The sequence below is a fragment of the Oleiphilus sp. HI0117 genome (genome assembly GCF_001635235.1).
In genome coordinates, this window is the sequence record NZ_LWGA01000443.1 from 1 (window position 1) to 751 (window position 751).

Sequence of the window (751 nt, forward strand, 5' to 3'; positions counted from 1 at the left end):
ATAATATCTGCCGCCGTACCTTGCATTGGTGCATTAATCGCCGTCCGCTCTGCTGCTTGCTGAAGCATTTTATTTCGAGCATTTATCTCAGGAAGATATAAACGACGACCAAAAACGGTTTCGACATAACCATCATCATGTGCTTGAGCCCGGATTCTATCCATGTACTCAAGTACACCTGGGTAACGTTCGAAATAACGATCAATATATTGCGCTGCTTCTTTTCGAGATACATTGATTTGCTTCGCCAAACCAAATGCCGACATACCGTAAATCAAACCAAAGTTAATGGCTTTGGCTTTGCGGCGCTGATCAGCACTCACCTCTTCAACAGAAACATCGAAGACTTCTGCAGCAGTCGCACGGTGTACGTCTTCTCCTTGAGCAAATGCCTCCAACAAGCCCTTATCTTGAGACAAGTGCGCCATAATTCTCAGTTCTATTTGCGAATAGTCGGCTGCGATAAGCTTATAACCGTCGGGTGCAACAAAAGCCTGACGAATCTTTCGACCTTCGGTGCTTCGAATCGGAATATTCTGCAAGTTCGGATCACTAGAAGATAAACGCCCTGTCGCGGTGACAGCCTGATGATAAGAAGTATGAATTCTCCCTGTTCCCGGATTAATCAACTGCGGAAGTTTATCGGTATAAGTCGACTTGAGTTTTGCCAGACTACGGTGCTCAAGAATTAACTTAGGCAGCGGGTAGTCAAGTGCTAATTCCTGTAAGACCGGCTCGGCGGTTGAAGGTT

General features: G+C 45.8%; 1 protein-coding gene. It reads right to left on the reverse strand.

What is annotated here, in order from left to right; all coding sequences use genetic code 11:
- Positions 1–751 (reverse strand): DNA polymerase (locus A3757_RS05150; protein WP_231878218.1); only part of this gene is annotated, 751 nt, incomplete at both ends.